Origin of the sequence: uncultured Pseudacidovorax sp. (genome assembly GCF_913773995.1) — a bacterium.
GTDB lineage: Bacteria > Pseudomonadota > Gammaproteobacteria > Burkholderiales > Burkholderiaceae_C > Xenophilus.
In genome coordinates this window covers 1-4,210 of record NZ_CAJYES010000251.1, presented here as the reverse complement: position 1 = coordinate 4,210, position 4,210 = coordinate 1, and the positions used below count along the sequence as shown (strand labels likewise).

At 69.4% G+C, this 4,210-nt stretch carries 4 protein-coding genes; 1 reads left to right on the top strand and 3 read right to left on the bottom strand.

What is annotated here, in order from left to right; genetic code table 11:
• On the top strand, positions 1–491 hold a 491-nt coding region (locus QZ772_RS24585; protein WP_295532363.1), incomplete at its 5' end, for an aldo/keto reductase.
• Positions 492–531: 40 nt separating this feature from the next.
• On the opposite strand, the gene mmsB is transcribed toward QZ772_RS24585, so the two are convergent.
• From mmsB to QZ772_RS24570, 3 genes are all read right to left on the bottom strand, one after another.
• A complete protein-coding gene (gene mmsB / locus QZ772_RS24580) occupies positions 532–1,419 on the bottom strand; it encodes a 3-hydroxyisobutyrate dehydrogenase (protein WP_295532362.1) in 888 nt (295 codons plus the stop codon).
• A gap of 123 nt (positions 1,420–1,542) precedes the next feature.
• Positions 1,543–2,658, bottom strand: a complete 1,116-nt coding sequence (locus QZ772_RS24575) for an enoyl-CoA hydratase/isomerase family protein (RefSeq protein ID WP_295532361.1) — start codon at positions 2,656–2,658, stop codon at positions 1,543–1,545.
• 94 nt (positions 2,659–2,752) lie between these two features.
• On the bottom strand, positions 2,753–3,907 hold the full coding sequence (locus QZ772_RS24570) for an acyl-CoA dehydrogenase family protein (RefSeq protein ID WP_295532360.1): 1,155 nt from the start codon (positions 3,905–3,907) through the stop codon (positions 2,753–2,755).
• Between the last annotated feature and the right edge of the window lie 303 nt (positions 3,908–4,210).

Below are 4,210 nucleotides of genomic sequence, written 5' to 3'. Positions count from 1 at the left end.
ATCCGGTGGCGGCGCTGCAGAGCGAGTTGTCGCTGTGGGAGCGCGGGCTCGACGCCGAGTTGCTGCCCCTCACGCAACAGCTGGGCATCGCCCTGGTGGCCTATAGCCCGCTGGGCCGAGGCATGCTCACGGGCGCCCTTCCCGCGGCATCGGATCTGGACGAAGGCGACTTCCGTCGCGCCCTGCCCCGCTTCAACGGCGAGGCGGCCGAGGCCAATCGGCGGCAGGTGGACGCCTTGAAGGCGCTGGCCGCGCAATGGGGCCTGGCGCCCACGCAACTCGCCCTGGCCTGGACGCTGCATCGGGGACGCAACGTCCTGCCGATTCCTGGCGCGCGCCGGCAGACGCATCTGGCGCAGAACATCGGCGCGGCAGCCGTCACGCTGAGCGCCGCGCAGGTCGAGGCGCTGGACGCCCTCTTCCCGCCCGGCGCCACGGCCGGCGCGCGCTACCCGGATGCCGGCTGGGCCGGGATCGAGACGGTGGCCTGAAAGGCCCATCGCCTCCCTCGGCCCCGACCAGCGCTGGTTTTCACCCCGCCCTCTGCACCATCCGTATCACGCTGGAGAAGTCCAGCGCCCCGTGCCCCGCGAGGCTGTGCGCCGCATACAGGCTGCGCGCCAGGCCGCCCAGCGGCGTGCTGGCCTTGACGGCCGTGGCGTTCTCCTGCGCCAGACCCAGGTCCTTGAGCATCAGGTCGGTGCCGAAGCCACCGGCATAGCCCTTGGATGCGGGCGCTGTTTCCATCACACCGGGCAGCGGGTTGTACTTCTCCAGCGCCCAGTTGCCGCCGGAGCTGCGGCGCATGATCTCGGAGAGCACCTTCGGGTCCAGCCCGTTGGCCACGCCCAGAACGATGGCTTCGGAGGTGCCGATCATCAGGATGCCCAGGAGCATGTTGTTGCAGATCTTGGCGGTCTGTCCGGCACCAGGGCCGCCTGCGTGGAAGATGTTGGCGCCCATCTTCTCCAGCACGGGGCGGGCGCGGGCCAGGTCGGCCTCGCTGCCGCCCACCATGAAGGTCAGCGTGCCGGCGATGGCGCCGCCCGTGCCGCCCGACACCGGCGCATCGATGACGGCGATGCCGCGTGCGGCGCCGGCCTCGGCCACCTTGCGCGAGGTGGCGGCGGCGATGGTGCTCGAATCGATGACCAGCGTGCCGGATTCGATCTGCGCCAGCAGGCCGCCCTCCCCCAGGTAGAGCGACTCCACATGCTGGCTGGCGGGCAGCATGCTGACCACCACCTCGGCACCGCTCACCGCGGCGGACGCCGACGCGGCGATGGCCACCCCCTGTGCCCGCAGCGCATCGCATGCGGCGGCCGAGAGGTCGAAGGCACTCACGGCATGGCCGGCCTTGTGGAGGTTCAGGGCCATGGGCCCGCCCATGTTGCCGAGGCCGATGAATGCGATCTTCATGTGTGTCTCCTTGGGTGTCTTGGGTGATGTCAGCGGACGAGAAGGCGGGCCTGCCGGTGCGGGGTTCGGTGGTGGTGCCCTGTGAACGGCCGGGGCGACTGCGAACGGGTCGCCCGCAGCCGCTCAGCGCAGCGGCACCAGTTCCGGCGCCATGGCGCCTCGTTCGCGCAGATGGTCCTGCACGAACGCGGGCGTGAGTTCTTCCAGCGTCGCTGGCTGCCATTTCGGGTTGCGGTCCTTGTCGACCAGCACGGCGCGGATGCCTTCGGCGAAGTCCTTGTGGGCGCAGAAGCCGAGCGACGCCCAATACTCCAGCCGAAACACCTCTGCCAGCGACATGCGCGGCACGCGGCGCCACAGTTCCCACGACAACGCGATGGAACTGGGCGCGCCCTTGGTGAAGGCGGTGGCGGCGTTCTGCAACCAGCTGTCGTCGGACTTCAGCGCCCGCAGGCGCTTGGCGATGTCCAGCAGGTCATCGCCGGCCATCAGCGCTTCGATGGTGTCGTAGTGCTCGCGCAGCTTCGAAGGCAGACGGGGCGCCTCTTCGGCCGCGGCGGCCAGGATGCGAGAGAGCAGCGCGCGGTCGGCCTCGCCCTCGCCCTGCCAAGCGGTAGCGCCGATGGCCTCCAGCACCTGGGCCTTGCGGGCCTGCGGCACCAGCACGTCGGCCAGGCCGGCCAAGATGGCATCGGCGGCGTTGATCTGCGCCGCCGTCAACGCCAGAAAGAGCCCGGTGCGCCCCGGCGCGCGGCGCAGGAACCAGCTGCCGCCCACATCGGGGTACAGGCCGATGTTGATCTCGGGCATGGCGATGCGGCTGCCCTCGGTCACCACACGGTGCGAGGCGCCGACCATCAGGCCCACGCCGCCGCCCATCACGATGCCATGGCCCCAGCACAGGAAGGGCTTGGGAAAGGTATGGATCAGGTGGTCGAGTTCGTATTCCTCGGCAAAGAAGCGCTCGGCGTATTCGTTGCGGCGCTCGCCGCAGTCCAGCAGGGTCTGGTAGAGCTGGCGCAGGTCGCCACCGGCGCAGAAGGCTTTTTCGCCTGCCGCCTGCAGCAGCACGCCGACGACCTGGTCATCGGCGGCCCACTCGCGCAGCTTCGGCGTGAGTAGCCGCACCATGTCGACGGACAGCGAGTTGAGGGAAGCCGGTGCATTGAGCGTGGCGACGCCGAAGCGCTTGCCGTTGGCGGTGGGCAGGGAATCGAAAAGGACGACAGGTTCGGTCATGGGCGGGGAGCTTAGCGACGCAGGGCGCGCGGCGATATCAAGGACGGGACTGCAGTGGGATTCGTTTGGCGGCTCGGCGAGGCGTGACTGGACGTCAGCGCAGATCCGCATCGCCATCGAGGAGCTTGCGAGCGACGATCAGCCGCATGATCTCGTTGGTGCCTTCCAGGATCTGGTGCACGCGCGCATCGCGCAGCAGGCGCTCCAGCGGAAAGTCGCCCAGGTAGCCATAGCCGCCGTGCAGTTGCAGGGCCTCGTTGCAGACCGCGAAGCCCGCGTCGGTGGCGAATCGCTTGGCCATGGCGCAATAGGTGCTGGCATCCGGATGGCCGGCGTCGAGCTTGCTGGCCGCCAGGCGCACCATCTGCCGCGCCGCGACCAGTTCGGTCGCCATGTCGGCCAGCTTGAACTGCAGGGCCTGGAAGCTGGCCAGCGGCTTGCCGAACTGCTGGCGCTCGTGCAGGTAGCGGCGCGCGGCATCGAGCGCGCCCTGCGCCGCGCCGACCGAGCAGGTGGCGATGTTGATTCGGCCGCCATCCAGCCCCTTCATGGCGATGCGGAAGCCTTCGCCTTCCTGGCCCAGGAGGTGATCCGCAGGAATGCGCACGCCGTCGAAGTCGATGGTTCGGGTGGGCTGACTGTTCCAGCCCATCTTGTGCTCCTTCTTGCCGTAGCGGATGCCCGGTGCGTCGGCTGGTACGGCAAAGGCCGAGATGCCCGAGGGGCCAGCGCCGCCGGTGCGGGCCATCAGCACCAGCACGTCGGTCGAGCCGCCGCCGGAGATGAAGGCCTTGCCACCGTGGATCACGTAGTGGTCGCCGTCGCGCTCGGCGCGGGTCTTGAGCGAGCCGGCGTCGGAGCCAGCGCCCGGTTCGGTCAGGCAATACGAGGCCAGCTTGCGGCCGGTGGTGAGGTCCTCGCCCCACTGCATGCAGACGGCGTCGGTGCCCCAGGTGCCGAGCATCCACGTCGCCATGTTGTGGATGGTGATGAAGGCGGTGGTCGAGGGGTCAATGGCGGCCATCTCTTCGAACACCAGCGCCGCGTCCAGCCGCGGCAGGCCCAGCCCGCCGATGCGCTCGGGCGCGTACAGGCCGCAGAAGCCCAGTTCGCCCGCCTTGGCGATGGCCTCGCGCGGAAAGATCGCTTCGCGGTCCCACTGCGCGGCATGCGGCGCGAACTCGCTGGCGGCGAAGGCGCGGGCGGTGTCGGCGAAGGCGCGTTGCTCTTCGGTCAGTTCAAAGTCCATGGTGCTTCTTGTCTCTCTTGGCGCTTGGACGGCTTGTTTGTGCCGCGTTGTCTCGGCTTGGTCTGCTCAGGTGCGCAATTGATTGGCTGTGCGTTCTCGGTCGGCGCAATTTGTACGGTGGGGGCGGCGCGCGAGAACCGGCCCGCCGCGGGCTCAGAGTGAGGCGGTCGGCACTGCGTGCCGACTCCGCTGCGATGCTCACGAACCCGGCCCGCGGCAGAACTCGCTACGCGCTGGCGCGCTGCGCTCAAACAGCTGCCGCGAGTCAGTTCACGAAGCAGGCCTGTCCTTCGGCAGGCCTGC

Bases quoted from the DNA above. Each gene is read 5' to 3' on its own strand.
- QZ772_RS24575 (WP_295532361.1), bottom strand. From the start codon at position 2,658: ATGACCGAACCTGTCGTCCTTTTCGATTCCCTGCCCACCGCCAACGGC.
- QZ772_RS24570 (WP_295532360.1), bottom strand. From the start codon at position 3,907: ATGGACTTTGAACTGACCGAAGAGCAACGCGCCTTCGCCGACACCGCC.
- mmsB (WP_295532362.1), bottom strand. From the start codon at position 1,419: ATGAAGATCGCATTCATCGGCCTCGGCAACATGGGCGGGCCCATGGCC.